The sequence below is a fragment of the Maribacter spongiae genome, assembly GCF_047345125.1.
In the GTDB taxonomy this organism is placed as follows: Bacteria; Bacteroidota; Bacteroidia; order Flavobacteriales; family Flavobacteriaceae; genus Maribacter.
Window position 1 is genome coordinate 36714 of the sequence record NZ_JBLFEQ010000007.1, and the last position, 17307, is coordinate 54020.

At 41.7% G+C, this 17307-nt stretch carries 14 protein-coding genes; 5 read left to right on the top strand and 9 right to left on the bottom strand.

The genetic code is table 11. The annotated features are described in order from the left end of the window. Positions 1 to 58: 58 nt before the first annotated feature. The 9 genes from ACKWB9_RS10950 to ACKWB9_RS10990 all read right to left on the bottom strand — a co-directional run bounded on the left by ACKWB9_RS10950 (position 59) and on the right by ACKWB9_RS10990 (position 12870). Positions 59 to 1048, bottom strand: a complete 990-nt coding sequence (locus tag ACKWB9_RS10950) for a ThuA domain-containing protein (protein WP_414003055.1) — start codon at positions 1046 to 1048, stop codon at positions 59 to 61. A gap of 21 nt (positions 1049 to 1069) precedes the next feature. Then, on the bottom strand, positions 1070 to 4183 hold the full coding sequence (locus ACKWB9_RS10955) for a PVC-type heme-binding CxxCH protein (protein WP_414003056.1): 3114 nt from the start codon (positions 4181 to 4183) through the stop codon (positions 1070 to 1072). Between the two features lie 190 nt (positions 4184 to 4373). Further along, positions 4374 to 5828 carry a Gfo/Idh/MocA family protein gene (locus tag ACKWB9_RS10960; RefSeq protein ID WP_414003057.1) on the bottom strand — a complete coding sequence of 485 codons (1455 nt, stop codon included), beginning with the start codon at positions 5826 to 5828 and terminating at the stop codon, positions 4374 to 4376. Positions 5829 to 5838: 10 nt separating this feature from the next. Beyond that, positions 5839 to 6633, bottom strand: a complete 795-nt coding sequence (locus tag ACKWB9_RS10965) for a 3-keto-disaccharide hydrolase (RefSeq protein WP_414003058.1) — start codon at positions 6631 to 6633, stop codon at positions 5839 to 5841. A 106-nt stretch (positions 6634 to 6739) separates the two neighbouring features. Beyond that, positions 6740 to 8011 (bottom strand): adenylosuccinate synthase, encoded by a 1272-nt coding sequence (locus ACKWB9_RS10970; RefSeq protein ID WP_414003059.1) that lies wholly within the window; start codon positions 8009 to 8011, stop codon positions 6740 to 6742. A gap of 25 nt (positions 8012 to 8036) precedes the next feature. After that, entirely contained in the window at positions 8037 to 8483 is a 447-nt protein-coding gene (locus tag ACKWB9_RS10975; RefSeq protein ID WP_414003060.1) for a Fur family transcriptional regulator, read from the bottom strand. A gap of 49 nt (positions 8484 to 8532) precedes the next feature. Then, positions 8533 to 10737, bottom strand: a complete 2205-nt coding sequence (locus ACKWB9_RS10980; protein WP_414003061.1) for a RelA/SpoT family protein — start codon at positions 10735 to 10737, stop codon at positions 8533 to 8535. Between the two features lie 44 nt (positions 10738 to 10781). Beyond that, positions 10782 to 12014: a M48 family metallopeptidase gene (locus tag ACKWB9_RS10985; RefSeq protein ID WP_414003062.1), complete on the bottom strand. Its 1233-nt coding sequence runs from the start codon at positions 12012 to 12014 to the stop codon at positions 10782 to 10784. A 49-nt stretch (positions 12015 to 12063) separates the two neighbouring features. Next, positions 12064 to 12870 (bottom strand): TrmH family RNA methyltransferase, encoded by an 807-nt coding sequence (locus ACKWB9_RS10990; RefSeq protein ID WP_414003063.1) that lies wholly within the window; start codon positions 12868 to 12870, stop codon positions 12064 to 12066. 76 nt (positions 12871 to 12946) lie between these two features. On the opposite strand from ACKWB9_RS10990, the gene ACKWB9_RS10995 reads away from it, so the two are divergent. The 5 genes from ACKWB9_RS10995 (at position 12947) to ACKWB9_RS11015 (ending at position 17293) form a co-directional block, all read left to right on the top strand. Then, entirely contained in the window at positions 12947 to 13759 is an 813-nt protein-coding gene (locus tag ACKWB9_RS10995; protein ID WP_414003064.1) for a DUF6503 family protein, read from the top strand. A gap of 181 nt (positions 13760 to 13940) precedes the next feature. After that, positions 13941 to 14399 carry a (2Fe-2S)-binding protein gene (locus tag ACKWB9_RS11000; protein WP_414003065.1) on the top strand — a complete coding sequence of 153 codons (459 nt, stop codon included), beginning with the start codon at positions 13941 to 13943 and terminating at the stop codon, positions 14397 to 14399. Positions 14400 to 14417: 18 nt separating this feature from the next. Then, positions 14418 to 16634, top strand: a complete 2217-nt coding sequence (locus ACKWB9_RS11005; protein ID WP_414003066.1) for a xanthine dehydrogenase family protein molybdopterin-binding subunit — start codon at positions 14418 to 14420, stop codon at positions 16632 to 16634. 3 nt (positions 16635 to 16637) lie between these two features. Beyond that, positions 16638 to 16877 (top strand): molybdopterin converting factor subunit 1, encoded by a 240-nt coding sequence (gene moaD / locus ACKWB9_RS11010; RefSeq protein WP_414003067.1) that lies wholly within the window; start codon positions 16638 to 16640, stop codon positions 16875 to 16877. Then, a complete protein-coding gene (locus ACKWB9_RS11015) occupies positions 16877 to 17293 on the top strand; it encodes a molybdenum cofactor biosynthesis protein MoaE (RefSeq protein ID WP_414003068.1) in 417 nt (138 codons plus the stop codon). Before moaD ends, ACKWB9_RS11015 begins: the two co-directional genes overlap by 1 nt. The last annotated feature ends 14 nt before the right edge of the window (positions 17294 to 17307 follow it).

Consider the following 17307-nt stretch of genomic DNA (forward strand, 5'->3'; position numbering starts at 1 on the left):
TCAAAAATAGGATTTTTTCAGGCAGATCAAGTCAAATTAATATAGATTTAGCAATCCATTATTCGATCGGCCTTGGTTTTTGGTTCAATTTGTACCGTTTTCCGAACCCTGAATTGTTGGGCTCATAGGGTGTATCCAGTTTAGCGTTTACACCATTGTCGGGAATTTGGTTTTCTTTGTCCAAGGCCCAAAAAATTCCGTTCAAGGCCAGCTTTCTAACAGATTCCAGTTTAAAATCATAAGGATGGCCAAGCGTGGTAAAAAATACTTTTGACCTTATACCGGACGATCCCATATAGCTTTTGGTCCAGGCAACGGGATTTGTTATTGGAAATTTATCCAGGTTCCCTTTCATTTTATGTTGTGATTTTAAAGATCTGCCCTCCAAAAGAGGTTTGGAATCACCGTAAAGTTTCCAATCACCACCATCTACATGGTATAACCAGGAATAGGCCTTAAAGGAGTCTACGCCCTTTAGAATGGAATGTTCGGGGATTATGGGCGTTATGTGGGACAATGGTTTTTGACCGTCGTCAAAATGGCCATGGTGCGTAATCCATTGTTGCCCAAAAACTTTTGTTGCCCATTCATCGTTCCAATAGTTCAAATCGGGGTCTTCATATTTAAACGTATGTGTGGCCGTTCTAAAACCTACTATCGGCTTGCCCGATTCTACATAATCGGAAATATAATTGCGCTCCTCTTCCGGAAGGGTTCTATATCTGGCAAAAATGACCATAAGGTCCGCACTTTTTAAGGCCTCCAGTCCTTCAATGTGATCTTTTCTATTGGGATCTATATAACCCAGGGAGTCCAGCGCATAACATACGGTTACCTTGGCATTTAGTTCTCGTTTTGCCAAACGGGCCAGCATGGGCATAGATTCCTCTGATCGGTACTCCTCATCCCCGGTTACAAATACGATATGTGGAATTTGAATATCGTCTACCGTAGTGTTTTCAGAAATCTTTTTACTTTTTGCCCGTTCCCCACAACTAAAGGACAAGCATAGTAAAAGGCATAGGGCACTTGCATATTTTTTTTTCATAATGGTCGTTATTTATAAATATTATTTCATAGGATGCATTTCCAGAAGCTCGTCCGGGGCATAAAACCCTTTCTTGTCTTTTGTGGCCTCACGTATTTTTTGCACGGTTTCCGGCTTTATAACGGAAGCCCTGTTACCAAAAGCATTTCTTACATAAGTTAATACGGCCGCCATTTCGTTATCGTCCAATAAACCCCTAAAGGCCATCATTGGAACCTGACCGTCATACTGATTGCCCATCACGTTCATGGGGCCCTGTAGTCCGTTCAAGGCTAGTTTTATGAGCCTTTCTTCACTTCCCGTTACCCATCTTCTATTTACCAGGGTGGGGTAACCTGCGGCTTGTAGCCCAGCCCCACTTTCTTGATGGCATGTAATGCAATATCCTTCGGTTTCATAAATTTTCTTGCCTTGGGCAAAAACCTCCAGATCTTTGCCTTTTAAATGTGATGCAAGGATTTGATTCTTGCTGTTTTCGATAGATTCATTGGTAAGACGGGTCTTGGCAAATTGATATGAAGCATCCATCCATTTATCCAACGGACGGGTTTCTACAATCTTCAATACTTCCAGCCCTTTTCCCCTTTCGAGCCATGAAGCGGCGGTAATCGCTTCTAACCGAACCCTTCCATGATTATCCGAGGCCGCAATTTTCAATAGATCCAAGCTGTTTTCCAATTGATGGCCCATATAGCGTAAAACCCTAACGGCCGCCGCACGGACCCTATAGTCCTTAGCGTTTAATAGTTCTTGCAATAGTTCGCCATCTACGGTATTCAATCCCCAGGTTACCCAAAGGGCTTCCAGTTTATGATGTTCATAATCCGGGGAATTTTTATCCAATGATAATACCCAATCCGAAAGTTTTTTCAATACTTTTTCTGGATCTCTGCCACGTAGTTCCCTTCGTGTCCTGTATCTTGAGCGATATTCGGGGAGCTTAAGGTTTTCTAAAAGTTGTTCTATGCTGGCACCGGCGATTTTTGCGGGAGTCACCAACGGCCTGGAAGGATAGGTAATCCTGTAAATTCTTCCGTGAACGTGGTCCCTTAACGGATCACGGGCATTATGCTGCATATGTCCAATGAGTACATTGTGCCAATCGACCACATATAGTGAACCATCCGGGGCAAATTCCATATCAACGGGTCTGAAATTTTTATCCGTACCGCTAATAAGGTCCTGTCTATGTTTGGTTTTAAATCCGGTCCCTTCCTCGATCATTTGATGTTGTTTAATTCCGAGAAATCCTATGCAATTGGCCAAGATCATATCTCCCTGGACATCATCGGGAAAATGCCGGCTAGAAATAAATTCCATTCCGGAAGTAGGCCGAACACGTTGTGCTTTTTCAACCAAATCTTCCGTTAGGGGAGACGCCATTCCATAAATGGGTTTTAAGGTACTGGGCATCATCCATTGTACCGTGGTACTGGATGTATGTAAAAAGAAATCCTGCCCCCAATCATCAAAAGCTATGCCCCAGGGGTTCGGAATACTTACCTGAACCGTTCTTTCCAATTTTTTTCGTTGGGGGCTATATCTATAAAAACCTCCATTTGTTCCCCGTACCGGACCATAAGGGGTTTCTACGTTAGTGTGCAGAAATATACCTTCGGCCATATAAAATGCTCCCGAGGGGTCGGCACAAAATGCAGAAATACCATGGTGGGTATCATGATCGTCAAAACCACTTAAAATGATCTCTTCCTTATCGGCTTTGTCATCGCCATCGGTATCCGTATATAACTTTAAGTCGGTACCCTGACTTACATAGACCCCTTCCGGTGCAAATTCAAAACCGGTAGGGAGGTGTAGGTTTTCTGCGAAGGTAATTTGCTTGTCCGCCTTTCCATCATTGTCCGTATCCTCAAGAATGATCAATTTGTCATTGGGTTTTGGGTCTCCCGGACGATAGTGGGGATAGGAGGGGAGCGTGGCGACCCAAAGCCTCCCTAAATTATCAAATGATAATTGGGCAGGGTTGGCCAAATCCGGAAATTCTTTTTCTGAAGCAAAAAGCTCCACTTTATAACCTTTGGGTACTGTTAACGTTTTAATGGCTTCCTCCCCATATTTATAAGCTTTGGGGTCTTCCGCATTGCCAAAATTATAATTGGTCTCCACCGGAGGCAATGCAAGGGTGTTTTGATCTGCACGTGCTACATTGAATTTTTTGTCTTGAGCAATGGCCCAAATTGCACTGTCCCTAATGGCTGTGAGTTGTCTTGTCTTTTTTACCTCGAACGGATAGTTGTCCGGACCATAGGGGGCATGTCTCCTGCCATAAACGTGTACGCCATTGGGTATTTTATAATCGTTGTGCCAGTAGAAGTTTTTTTCGGCAACGGCCGCTTTGATCGCATCCCTTTTTTTAGGAATTTTTACCGAAGCATTTCCCGTAATCTCTTGGGTGAGGTATAAGGCTAACTTTTTATAACCTTCCTCATTTAATTGGAACCCATCTATAGTAAGGTTTGTTCCGTTGGCATACCATTGTAGGGAAGGTTCGTAGGCATTTATAAAGGGTATTCCATGTTTGGTACAAACGGTTTTCATGGTTTCTGTATATATGGCCAGGTTTGCATTTTCCGTTTCTCCGTTGGGAAGGTCATATTCCTTGGACAAATCCTGAAAGGCAATAGGGGATACAATGACCAATTGTGCATTGTTTTGCCCGTTGTATTTTTGTGCTTTGGTATGTTGTATAAAGGCATCCAGTTCATTTTTAAAACTATCCAACCCTTTTTTGCCATTGAAGGATTCAGCACTTCCAAAAAAAGCAATGATAACATCTGCTTTTAAGCGTGTGAGCCATGCATCTGGATATTCAAAAACCCCTTCGCTACCGGAATTTCGGGCAAGTTCCGTTTGAAATTTTTCAGCACCCGGAAAGGCCCAAGGTGAATTTCTTGAGGAATGTGGCCTAAATCCCGGAGTGTCACCACCATCGCACATATTTCTTATGGTCAGTGAATCATTGGGAAAGCGCAGGTACAGTTCCGTTTCAAAACTTCCGTAATTCATCATCCTGGACCCTAGATTGTTTCCTATAAGGACAATATTGGAATTCCGTTCAATGGTAACCAATGGTTTCCCTGAAGACTCACAGGCCGTGAAAAAAAACAAGAACATGCCATAAAATAAACTTAATGATACAAGCTGTTCGATTTTATGAAATCCCTTTTTTAATGGATTGGATGAGTGCATGTTCGTGTTGGTTTAATTGGCTTTTCAATAGTAATAAAAAAAGCCACAATGAAGTGGCTTTAAAACATATATGATATTTTTTAAGAATGGATAAAAAGCTGAACGGATATCATCTTTAAAAATTTCGATAATCCCCTTCTAGATATTTGTTCGCTTCTTCTTCCGAGAATTTTGCGTTTTCATTGTCCCAGTGCAAAGTCTGGTTTGGGAATCTCCCTGCGATTACACCCAATAAAATGGTTTCCGTTAATCTGGAAGCATAGGAAAACGGGGCGGTACATTCCGCAGTGCCTAAACAGGCATCTACAAATTGGTGGTAATGTTTGGGTCCTTCGGATTCATAATTTCTTATGGGCTTGCCCATATTATTGGCTTTTTCCACAGCAGCGATTTCCGCAGAGATATCAACATATTCCCCATCTACTATTTTCTTGGGCAATTGCATAAAGTGGGGGAGCAAGAGGCGTCCTTTTTCCCCGATGAACATAGCACCTTGTTCAGGAAGTTCGCCTTCACCGGTTACTTTGGTCTCAAGGGACATTTTATCTTCCAGGGTAGCTTCCTTTCCATCCGATGATTTTTCTGTTTCGGACATTTCACTCTCAGCATTGGGAAGTTTTAGTTCTTCATGCATTTTTGGTGCTCCGGGGCCATCATACCAGACCCATTTTAAGGTCTCCGTAGTGTGCTCGGTTCCTGGAAATTCATACGTGACCGTATTGTTTTCCGGATACCCGAATCCATTGGATGCCTTACATTCATTACGTATTGTTCTAGGAACATCCAATTCTAAAGCGTTGTATGGGGTGTCAAAAATATGTACGCCCATATCGCCTAGGGTACCACAACCATAATCCATTAACTTTCTCCAATTTCCGGGATGGTACACTCCTTCTTTATAAGGTCTTTCCGCTGAAGTTCCAAGCCATAGGTTCCAATCCAAAGTTTCTGGAACGGGATCTTTTCCTTCGGGAACCGGCCCATCATATCCCCAGTTTTTTGGAGACCATGCCCTTACCGTATGTACTTTTCCAATGATTCCCGATTGTATAAGCAGTGTGGCCAATTTATAGTCATAAAAAGAATGTACCTGTATACCCATTTGCGTAACAAGGCCTTTTTCTTTGGCCAATTTGTTCATGGCCCTTGCTTCGGAAACATAATGCGTCAAAGGTTTTTGGCAATATACGGGTTTGTCCATATCCATGGCCATCATAGAAGCAGGTGCATGTGTGTGATCCGGTGTGGATACAATAACGGCATCTATCTCGTTTTTCATTTCCTTTAGCATGACCCTATAATCCGTATAGGTTTTTGCGTTGGGATGTAATTTTTTGGCGGCCGCCAATTTGTTCGCATCCACATCGCATAAAACAGTTACATCTACCTTGGCGTGTGAGGAAATATCCTTTAAATCCGCTGCTCCCATGTTTCCCACTCCTATATGGGCCGTGCGTAAGCGTTTGTTAGGGGAGGCTACGGCATCACCACAAGATAACATGAACGAAGGCATTATTGCGGCCGATGAGGCCAATAAAGCCGTTTGTTTTAAAAACTCTCTCTTTTTCATAAACTGCGAATTATAACTTTTTAATTTTGATATTTCTAAACCAAATTGGACTGGAATGATCCTGTAATCCGATATATCCGGTTTTATACTTGCCGTAGTCCGGACTGGTTTTCCATTTATCGGAATTCTTCCTTTCGTACCAATCTTCCGTCCATGGGGCAAAGGATAATACTTTTTTTCCGTTCAACCAGTATTCTACATTTTCTGGAGTGAAGACAATTTTGGACGAATTCCATTCCCCTACCGGGTTTAATTGCTTTTTGCTTGGGTCTGCCGCATGCATTGCATAATCCGAGGCGGTTTGTTGTAATGGTTTTAGTTCTTCCGGTTTTTCCGTATACCCCAAACTTTTATTATAGGCTGTTAAGTCGTGGATTTTGGCATAATTCTCATCATCTATCAGTTGATATTCCGGAGAGACTTCGGGCGGGCGGTTATACCCTTCCTTTAAATGATAAAAGATACCACTGTTACCTCCCTTTGGAAGTTTCCATTCCAGATATAGTTCAAAGTTTTCAAATTCCTCTTTGCCGTAAATAATATCCTTTCCTCCTTTGTAATTTTGTTCCAGGCCCAGTTCCGTATCAAAAGTCAGGGCACCGTCCTCGATTATCCATCCAGGGGGCAAGGTCTCACCGTTATAGGCTCTCCAACCTTCCGTACTTGTACCATCAAAAAGTACGATCCATTCATTTTCTGTTACGGTTTCGGTTGCATTTTCGACCAATTTTTCCTTTTTCCCCTCCTTACAGGAGAAACTTAAAACTATTGCCGCTATGGCAATGGTTATAGATTTCAATTTCATTTTAATCTTGATTTTAATTTTAATTGCGTAAGATAATAAAAAAAAATAGTGATAAACGTGCAAAGTATTCATCACTATTCATAAAATTTTCAAAAAAATGTTTTTCCTATCTATATATGGTCTGTTTTCTATCGGGGCCCACGGAAACTATTTTAATGGGGACCTCTAGCTCTTTTTCCAGAAAATCTATATAGGCATTTAAATTGGGGGGCAATTCTTCCGATTTGCTCATTTTGGTCAAATCGGCGGACCAGCCATCCATATCCGTATAGATAGGTGTTACGTTTTCCGCTTCGATATTATAGGGCAAATGCTCTATTTTTTCTCCTTTGTAATTGTAGGCCGTACACACTTTTAGTTTTTTGAATCCACTGAGAACATCACCTTTCATCATCATGAGCTCTGTTACTCCGTTTATTCTAACGGCATATTTTAAGGCCACCAGATCCAACCATCCGCATCGTCTGGGCCTACCGGTGGTCGCTCCGAACTCATTTCCTATACGGCCCATGGTTTCACCGTCCGCATCAAAAAGTTCGGTAGGGAAAGGTCCACTGCCCACACGGGTGGTATATGCCTTGAATATTCCTTTAACTTCCTTAATTTGATTGGGCGCCACGCCAAGCCCCGTACAGGCTCCCGCTGCCGTAGTATTTGATGAGGTTACAAACGGATAAGTGCCAAAATCAATATCCAATAAAGAGCCCTGTGCACCCTCTGCCAATATTTTCTTTCCTTCTTTTTGAGCTTGATAGAGGTATTCCTCACTATCTATGAACTGTAGTTCTTTTAATGCGGAAACAGCTTCAAGGAAATGAACTTCCAATTCGGCCAGATCATACTGGATATCTACGTTATAGAAACCGATCATGGCTTCGTGCTTATTGGCCAACGAACGGTATTTTTCTTTCCAATCTCCCAATTCAAGATCTCCGACCCGCATTCCGTTCCTTCCGGTCTTGTCCATATATGTCGGGCCAATGCCCTTTAAGGTAGAACCTATTTTTGCCTTGCCCTTGGCCGCTTCCGAAGCGGCATCCAATAATCTGTGGGTAGGTAAGATAAGGTGTGCCTTTTTGGAGATCAATAACTTCGATTTAATATCGATATTGAACTTTTTAAGGGCATCCAGTTCTTTTTTGAAAATAACGGGGTCTATAACTACACCATTACCCACGACGTTGATCGCATTTTTATGGAAAATTCCCGATGGGATCGTATGTAGTACATGTTTTATCCCGTCAAACTCCAAGGTATGTCCGGCATTTGGACCACCTTGAAACCGTGCGATAATATCATAGTTTTTGGTTAATACGTCAACAATTTTCCCTTTTCCTTCGTCACCCCATTGTAGGCCCAACAATAAATCTACTGCCATTTAAAAATATGCTTGAATAGTTGTTTTAATTTTCTGTTTTGTTCTTTGTTCCGTAAAAATAAAGGGAATGGGTATTGATCTTAATATCAAATACTTCCTCGATCGTTTTTTTGATGGATTGGATCCGGGGATCGCAAAACTCCATTACCTCTCCGGTATCCGTAAGGATAACATGATCGTGCTGACGGTCAAAATAAGACTTTTCATATTGCGCCTGGTTTTTTCCAAATTGATGCTTGCGCACCAACTTGCAGTCCAGTAAAAGTTCTATGGTATTGTATAGGGTTGCCCTACTTACACGGTAGTTCTTGTTTTTCATTTTGATATAGAGCGACTCAATATCAAAATGGTCTTCACTTTCATAAATTTCCTGAAGTATGGCATAACGTTCCGGGGTTTTTCTATGCCCGTTTTCCTCTAAAAAAGTGGTAAATACGTTTTTTACAATTTCCTGGTTCTTGTCGGAAGCCATCGTCATTACGTTAATGTACAAATGTACAGCTAAATTTTAATTTCGTTGCCTAAAGCCTGGCGACTTTATCTATACCGCCGATCTGTTTTAAGTTTTGTATCAATTTGGTAAGAATAACATTGTTTTTAACGACTACCGTAATTTGTCCCTTAAAGGTTCCACCGTCCGTACTAAAGTTAAGATTACGCATGTTTACGTGCATGTTTCCGGATATCATATCGGTAATTTCGCTGACCAGTCCAAGATTGTCTATCCCGGTCAGTTCAATGTCCGCCTTAAATTCTTCCTGTGATGAATCTACCCATTTGGCACTTATGATCCTGTAGGCATAATTGGATTGTAACGATATGGCATTGGGGCAGTTTTTCTTGTGTACTTTAATTCCCTCGGATACACTTACAAACCCAAATACCTCATCCCCCGGAATGGGATTGCAACATTGTGAAAGGGTATAGTCCAATTTTTCTTCTTCCTTGCCAAATACGAGCATATCGTATTTGGAGGTGATTTCCTCTTTATTGATGTCTTCGGGAACGGGATTCCTTCTTATCTTGTTCTTAAAGAAACTTATAAAAGCATTGTTATAAGAGGATGAGAAATCCTTGATCATTTGATTGTCGATAGATCCTACGCCTACTCGGTAGAAAAGATCCAGACTCGTTTTTAACTTAAAGAAAATGACCATCTTATTGATCACATCTTCATTGAGCGTTATTTTTTGTGATCTTAACTTCCTTCTTAATATTTCTTTTCCGTCTTCCCCGATGGATTTTTTCTCTTCCCGTAGGACGGATTTAATCTTTGATCTTGCCCTTGCCGTATTGGCATAATCCAACCAGTTTTGATTGGGCTTTGCTTGATTGGAGGTAATTATCTCTACTTGATCTCCACTGTGCAAGGTAGTATTAAGGGGAACCAATTTCCCATTGACCTTTGCTCCCCTTGTCCGCATTCCTACCTCTGTGTGGATATTGAACGAGAAATCCAATGGAGTTGCTCCTTTGGGCAATGATCTTAATTCACCTTTGGGCGTAAAAACGAATATTTCCTTGGAGTATAGGTTTAATTTAAATTCTTCTACAAAGTCCACCGCATTGGAATTGGCATTTTCCAAAGCTTCCTGCAGTTTGTTGAGCCAAATTTCTATCCCCTGTTCTTTTTGGTCCCCATGTTTGTATTTAAAATGGGCGGCATAGCCTTTTTCGGCAATTTCATGCATGCGTTCACTTCTGATCTGGACTTCTACCCACCTTCCCTTAGGGCCCATAACGGTGATGTGCAATGCTTCATAACCCGTAGATTTGGGGGAAGAGATCCAATCCCTTAATCGGACCGGATTTGGTGTAAAATGATCGGTGACGATCGAATAGATTTTCCACGCCAAAAACTTTTCGTCCTGTATCGTAGATTTGTAAATGATCCTTATGGCGAACTTGTCGTAAATTTCATTAAAGGAAACATTTTGGGTCTTCATCTTTTTGCGCATGGAGAAGATGGATTTCATCCTACCCTTAATGATATAGCTTAAACCTTCCTTTTTTAGAGAGTTGTCAATAATGTCAGAAAAAGAATCGATATAGGCCTGTTGTTCTTCCTTGCTTTCTTCGACCTTGCTTTTAATATCCTCGTAAACCTCTGGCTCGGTATATTTTAAACTTAGGTCTTCCAGTTCCGTCTTAATGTTGTACAGACCTATTCTATGTGCCAAAGGGGCATATATATATAAGGTTTCCGAAGATATTTTCACTTGTTTGTGCTCTGGCATGGAATCCATGGTGAGCATATTGTGATAGCGATCGGCAATTTTGATGATGATTACCCGAACGTCATCGTTCAGCGTCAATAACATTTTTCTGAAATTCTCCGCCTGTTGGGAGATGTTCATGTCCTTTTTAAGATGGGATATTTTTGTAAGCCCATCAACAATACGGGCAACACTTTCCCCGAACATACGATCAATATCGTCTAAGGTATATTCCGTATCCTCTACAACATCATGTAATAATGCAGATGCTATGGATACGGCATCCAAACCTATTTCGGAAGCTACTATTTTAGCAACGGCGATAGGATGGAAAATATAGGCCTCCCCAGATTTTCTGCGTTGATCTTTGTGGGCATCTACCGCCACCTCAAAAGCGGAACGTATCAGCTTTTTGTCATCATGGGTCAATGTCTGATAGCTGATACGAAGCAATTCCTTGTATTGCTTGGCAATGAGTTTGTTTTCTTTTTCTATGGTAGCCTGTGTCATACTAGATTAAAATTACCACAATCTTAACTGTTGGACAACAAAAATTATGCCTTTAAATTCTGAATCCTATCAATTAGGGGAGGGTGGGAGTAATGCATGAAAACGTAGGCCGGATGAGGTGTAAGATTGCTCAAGCTGTTTTTGGATAATTTTTTTAGGGAACTTATCAAGGGCAGGGCCGCAAAAGTGTTCTTGGCAAAATCATCCGCTTCGTATTCGAATTTTCTGGAAAGATGGTTCATGATCAGGCCCGTAATTTCGGAAATGGGACTGTATAAAATTCCAAACCCGATCAATGCCGCATGAAAACTTGGTCTGTTCACCCCTATGGCCGTGGATAGGGAGGGATTGTTTATAAAGAGTGACAAAATAAACAGCATAATACCCGTAAGTGCTATACTGGCAATGAGGTTGAAAATAATATGGTTTCTTTTATAATGGCCTATTTCGTGGGCCAGTACGGCAACGATTTCATCCTCTTCCAGATCATTGATCAATGTATCGTACAAGGTAACCCGCTTTTCCTTTCCAAAGCCGGAGAAATAAGCATTGGCCTTTGTAGATCGTTTGGAACCATTGATGACAAATATATTTTTAAGATCAAAGCCTACCTTTGTGGCATAAGACTCAATTTTTTCCTTAAGACTCCCTATTTCCAGAGGTTGTTGTTTGTTAAACAATGGCACGATCAGTTTGCTATAGAATAAATTCATGAACACGATAAAAACAGCGGCCAAAACCCATGTGTACCACCAAAAACCGGCTCCTGCCCATTGAAAAAACCAAATAACGAGCGATAGAATGACACCGCCCAGAATAATGGTCATTGCCCATCCCTTTAGCTTATCTATAACAAAGGTCTTTGTGGTAGTTTTGTTGAATCCGAATTTTTCTTCGATTACAAAAGTTTGGTAACAGGAGAATGGTGTACTCAACACATCACTTCCTATCATGATGATACCAAAGAACAATAAAGCCTGGATAATGGGGTTTTTTGAAACGCCGATAACAAAATTATCTACCCAGGCAAAACCGCCAAAAATTAAAAAGCAAAGAATCAATGACAGGGAAAAAACAGAAGTAAGGATTCCGAACCGGTAATTGGTCTTTTTGTAATCCTGTGATTTTTTGTATTCACTTTCGTTGTAAACATCCTTTAAATCTTCTGGAACCGGGTCTTGAAAACGTTTTGCGTTTAAGTAATTAAGGATAGTGGCCAAAATGAACTCACCTATCAAAATTCCTAAAATGCAATAAAAAATAAAGGTGTTATCCATTAATTTGTTTTTCAAGTTAAGGCAGATGTAAACAATCGTAACAAGTATTTTACTTTCGCCTTTGTCTTTTCGCCTCAAAGATAAGTATTGCCGCAGAGACCGATACGTTCATGGAATCTATTTTCCCTTCCATTGGAATAATTATATTTTGGGTCGCACTTTTGAGCCACGATCCCGTCAATCCCGTGTCTTCCGTACCTACTACTATGGCGGTAGCACCGTTATAATCAACAGTGGTATAATCTACCGAAGCTGTTAACGCCGCACAATAGCTATTTATTTTTTTGTCCCGTAAAAATTCGATGAGTTCCTCGGTCGTTGCCGTAACTACGTTCCTGGAAAAGAGGCAACCTATGCTGGAGCGTATGATATTTGGGTTGTACAGGTCGGTTTTTGGATCGGCAATGATTACGGCATCCAGATCAGCGGCATCCGCCGTACGTAACAATGCACCAATATTGCCCGGTTTTTCGGGAGCCTGGGCAATTAGGATTAGGGGGTTTTGGGTTTTCATACGTAAGCTTTCCAATACATGGGGTTTTGTCTTACCCACGGCCAAAAGCCCTTCTGTAGTATCCCTATAGGCTATCTTTTCATAAACTTCGCGCGAAATGGATATTAAAACTCTAGGGTCAAAGCATGTCTTCAAACGATCTATTTCATGTACGGTCAAAAACTGTTCGCAAAATAGAACCGTTTCAAATTGATATTCCGCTTTTTGGGCGAGCTCCAGTTCCCGTTTTCCTTCCAGTACAAAAAGTCCTGTTTTTTTACGTTCTCTGGATTTTTCCTTTAACAGCAAAACTTTTTTCACCAAAGGATTTTGGGTACTGCTAATATATTTAACTTCGTGCATAGGATACAAAAGTAATTTAATCTGTTAATTATATTGAAGAATTGCGACTGATCCAGAAACAAAACCAAATGCCAATATGATACATAGTAAAAAAATTACGTCACTTATTTTTTTATCACTTTTTTTAGCTTGTAAAGAAAACCCAAAGCACCAAAACACGGCTACGGGAACTGTTGAGATTGAGAAAACCGAACCTGCGAAATCCTATCCGGAGGCATTGCATGCAATTTTTGAGGCCCATGGCGGTCTTGATTTGTGGAAACAGCAAAGGACTCTGACTTTTGATCTGCCCAAACCAGATGCTCCGGAGACCCATACCATAGCACTTTCCTCTAGAAAGGAAAAGATAGCGTCGCCCAAGGTGACGATGGGGTATGATGGTGATGGAGTATGGGTGTTGGATGAAAAGAAAGCATATAAAGGCGATGCTGCTTTCTATCATAACCTAATGTTCTATTTCTATGCCATGCCCTTTGTATTGGCGGATAATGGTATTAATTATGGGGATACCGAGAATTTGGAATATGAAGGGAAATCATATCCCGGCATTCGTATCAGTTATAATAGTGGTATTGGGGCATCTCCCAAGGATGAATACTATTTGCATTATGACCCCGAAACACACCAAATGGCTTGGCTGGGCTATACGGTGACCTATGGCAGTGGAGAAAAATCGGATAATGTAAGATGGGTCAGGTATAATGATTGGCAATCCGTAGCGGAAGTGAAACTTCCAAAATCCATTTCATGGCATAATTATGAGGGTCGCACGATCAAGGAATCCAGGAATACCGTAACCTTTGAAAATGTCACGTTGAGCGAAAAGGCCAGACCGGATAGCTTTTATGCCAAGCCCGATAATGCCGAATTTGTAAAAAAGGAAATGTAGGTATGCCGTAGCATTTTAAACTTTAACATAAAAAAAGGTTAAATGCTATTCTAATCTTTTAGATCAGTTACTTTTATAAGTAAATTAGAAGCTCTTGCATAAAGTAGGAGCTTTTCTTTTTGATGCATATACTTATTGGTAGCGACCTTGAATATATAGATATTAATACAACAACTGCAATATGCCGACTTTCGATTTAAAAATAAACGGAAAATCCCATTCAGTGGAAACCTCTGAAGACATGCCCCTGTTGTGGGCATTGCGAGACCATTTGGATATGGTAGGAACTAAATATGGATGTGGAATAGGACAATGTGGTGCCTGTACTGTGCATGTTAATGGTAATGCTACAAGAAGCTGCCAATTGAAAGTGTCCGAATTGGATGGCATGGAAATCACCACTATAGAAGGTTTGTCCACAGATGGTTCACATCCCGTACAAGAGGCCTGGAAAGAAGTGGATGTACCCCAATGTGGGTATTGCCAGGCTGGTCAGATCATGACCGCTTCGGCCTTTTTGGATAAGAACCCAAATCCGAATACCGAGGAAATCAAAAATGCCATGCACGGTAATATCTGCCGTTGTGCTGCATATAACAGAATCCATAAGGCCGTTGGCGTTGCAGCGGAAAAAATGTAACCCTAACAAAAGAAAAAAATGGCAACACCTATACCTTCAAATTACAGTAGAAGGGCATTCTTAAGAACATCGTCTTTGGTGAGCGGCGGAATGCTCATTGGTTTCAATCTTTTTAATGCCTGTAAGCCCAAAGCGGAAATGCCCGTAGATCTGGCTTCCTTAAATTATAACGATTTTAATGCCTTTATAAAAATAGCGGACAATGGCAAAGTGACCATTTTTTCGACTAATCCGGAAATAGGGCAGGGAGTCAAGACTTCTATGCCCATGATAATCGCAGAGGAGTTGAACGTACCCTGGGAAGATGTTTATGTAGCCCAGGGTATTCTGGATACCAAAAATTATACCCGACAGGTAGCGGGTGGTAGTCAATCTATCCGTTTTAGTTGGGATGCCTTGAGGCAAACGGGGGCTACGGCAAGACAAATGTTAGTGAATGCCGCTGCCGTCAAATGGGGAATCGATCCTGCCGAATGTGAGGCTAAGGGTGGAAAAATAACGAATAACAAAGGGGAGACATTGGGATATGGCGATGTTGTTAAGGAAGCTTCGGGTATGGAAATACCGGAAAACGTACCGTTAAAAGACCCAAAAGACTATACGATCATCGGTCATGATGCCAAGAATGTGGATCTTGATAAGATCATTACGGGAAAACCATTATTCGGAATGGATTATAAGGCTGAAGGCATGGTGTATGCCTCGGTTTTAAGGCCCCCTGCTTTCGGTCAGGTTCTGGAATCGTACGATGCCGCGGATGCAAAAGCAATGCCCGGCGTTATCGATGTTATCAGAATAGGGGAAAGGGGAAGAAAATTGCTTGAAGGAGGAAAAAAGAACTGGACGGTACAATTGGCCAATACGGATAAGGTAGTGGTCATTGCCAAATCTACTTGGGATGCCATGCAGGGAAAAAAGGCCATAAAGGCTACGTGGTCCAACAATTCTACCTTGGAAAGTACTACGGCACATGATGCGTTGTTGACGAACCTTTTAGATGGTGATGAATTTAGGACCCTTAGAAAAGATGGTGATGTTGAAAAAGCATTTAAGAATGCGGACCAAATCATCGAACGAACCTATGAATCTCCGTTCCTGCCTCACAATTGTATGGAACCCATGAATTTTTATGCGGATGTGACCGATACTAAAATTCATTTGGTGGGGCCCATACAAACCCCGGAATCCAGTGCAGAGGCCGTGGCCCAACTGTTAGAGCGCGACCTAGAAGATGTGCATTGTGAAATGACCCGTATGGGGGGCGGTTTTGGAAGAAGGCTATACAGTGATTTTGTTCTGGAGGCCGCAGAAATTTCAGATGCCATCCGAAAACCTGTAAAAATGGTTTCTTCCAGAGAGGATGATATGACTACGGGCGTATATCGTCCGGCCATTAAATATCGCATTAAAGCAGGTTTGAAAGATGGGCAAATCTCCGGATATCAGTTAAAGGAGGCGGCGATCAATGGAAATATGTACGGATTGATTCCTAATTTTTTTCCTGCCGGGGCTTTGGAGAACTATCAAGTAGATGTGGCCAATTATCAAAGTAATATTACTACAGGGGCCTGGAGGGCGCCTTTTACCAATTTCCTTTCCTTCGCAGAGCAGAGCTTTTTAGACGAAGTAGCGGAGGCCCTGGAAAAAGATCCGGTACAAATGCGTTTGGACCTCTTGCAAAAGGTTAAGGGAACTACGGATGAACGGATCCAATATTCCGCGGAACGTATGGAAGACGTAATCAATCTGGTTGTGGAAAAATCCGGGTATAGAACACCACAAGAAGGGGTTTATCAAGGTTTCTGTGCATATTACTGCCATAACACCCATGTCGCCGAAGTGGCGGATGTGGTCATGGAGCATGACCGACCGGTCGTAAAAAAGGTAACCGTTGCAGTGGATTGTGGTATCGTGGTCAATCCTTTGGGGGCTTTGAACCAAATTGAAGGAGGTGTTGTGGATGGTGTTGGACACAGTATGTACAGTGACTTTAAATTTAAGGATGGCCGACCAGAAAGCAATAATTATGATCAATATAGATTGATCCGTATGCGCGAGGCACCCCTAGTAGAGACCCATTTTGTGGAGAATACGTTAAGCCCAACAGGACTCGGGGAACCATCATTGCCCCCGGCCGGAGCGGCAGTTTCCATAGCCATGAATAAAGCGACCGGTAACCGATTGTACAAACAGCCCTTTATTAATAACATGAACACTAAAGAATTGGTAGGTTAGTCTATGGAAATACTTTTTTTTGGAATTGCAAAAGATATTGTAGGAGCCTCTCAAATGGCCTTTTCAACAGCGGATATGCCCTCTTCGGTAGCGGAATTAAAACAACATTTAATGGACTCCTATCCGGAATTTTCCAAGTTGAGCTCTTTGGCAGTCGCTGTGAATAGCGAATATGCCCAGGATGATGTACCTTTGGAAAGGAATGATGAGGTTGCCATTATTCCACCGGTAAGCGGAGGATAATGAAGAAAATTATTGACATCGTAGAAACTATTGATACTTCCCAGGTGTACACGGAACTGTCGGATACACAAAGTGGAGGTATCTGCGTTTTTATAGGAACGGTCCGGGAATTTACGGACCAACAGGAAGTTACGGCCTTAATGTTCGAGACCTATAGAAATATGGCACTTAAGGAGATGGACAAAATTGCCGAACAGGCTATGAAAAAATGGTCTTTGAACAAGGTTTTGCTCAGGCATGCCATAGGTGAAAAAGAAGTGGGAGAGCCCGTGGTAGTGGTTGGGGCTTCCTCTGCCCACCGACCGGAATGTTTTGAGGCATGTAGGTTCTTGATCGATACATTAAAAGAAACCGTACCCATTTGGAAAAAGGAAATATTTAAGGATAAATCGGTTTGGGTATCCGCACATCCTTAAGAAAACATCCGATA